The 1,010-nt window shown below is 64.4% G+C and carries 1 protein-coding gene and 1 pseudogene; both read right to left on the reverse strand.

Annotated features, from left to right (window positions below; genetic code table 11):
• Positions 1-31: 31 nt before the first annotated feature.
• Positions 32-331 (reverse strand): hypothetical protein, encoded by a 300-nt coding sequence (locus tag E8A74_RS55395; RefSeq protein ID WP_232380121.1) that lies wholly within the window; start codon positions 329-331, stop codon positions 32-34.
• A 136-nt stretch (positions 332-467) separates the two neighbouring features.
• Positions 468-1,001: pseudogene (locus E8A74_RS56290) on the reverse strand (IS630 family transposase); the annotation flags it as partial.
• Positions 1,002-1,010: the final 9 nt, after the last annotated feature.

The raw sequence follows: 1,010 nt of genomic DNA on the forward strand, positions 1-1,010 counted from the left end.
CTAGTACATCATCCCGCAAATTCGTAGTGGTTCACGCGATCGGCATGAGCATCCAGCCGAAGGAACCGTGGAGGAGGTCGAGCAGGGGCTCCTGCCCGCGGTCCTGGTAGGGCGTGGGCTCCCAGCGGGAGCGGTATGGCATTTCGAGTGCCCATGTACCGATCTCGGTGCGACGCAGACGGGCGTGCGGTATGGGGGCGTCTTTCGCCCCCGACTCCAGAATGAGCAAGTTGCCCCGCTTGCGAACGCGGACATGGGCGAGGTCGGGGTGCTTCTTCAACCAGCGCTCGACCGTGGAAACGTCGTGTTGGATGACGAACGACTTGGCCATGGGTTCGATGCGGAGCTTGTACGAAGTCCCCAGAGAATTTCCAGCGGAACGGGTGAGCTTCGTAGCGATTCCAGTAGGCGATGAAGCCTCGCACTGCGGCCTCGAGCTCCCCCGCGTCGCCGAAGCTACCGAGTCGCAGCACGCGCCGCTGGAGGATGGAGAACCAGATCTCGATCTGGTTGACCCAGGACGCGTGCAGGGGCGTGTACACGAACTCGAAGCGGTTGCCGTGGCGCGCGTTGAACAGGCTCCACCGCTCGCCCAGGCCGTCCTTGTGAATGTTGAGGTTGTCCCAGATGACGATGATCCGCTGCTTGGGGTAGCAGCGTGCGATCCTCTCCATGAACTTCAGCATCGAGGCCGCGTCACGGTGCTTCACGACCTTGCCGACCACCTTGCCCTTGCGCACCTCGAAGGCTCCGAGCAGCGCTCGCGTGCCGTGCCGAACGTACTCGAATTCGCGCCGCAGGCTGCCATCCCGCGTGCGCCGCGTCGGATACCTTCGGGAGAGCGCCTGCATGGGCTTCTCGTCGATGCAAAGGACGACCGCGTCCTTCGGCGGGTCGAGGTAGAGCTCGCAGATGCGCCGGACCTTCGGTCGAAAGTCGGGATCGGGGCTGTGCAGCCACGGACGAACCCGGTGCGGCCGGAGTCCTCGGGCCTGGAGCACCCGATGGAC

Source organism: Polyangium fumosum (genome assembly GCF_005144585.1).
Taxonomy (GTDB): domain Bacteria; phylum Myxococcota_A; class Polyangia; order Polyangiales; family Polyangiaceae; genus Polyangium; species Polyangium fumosum.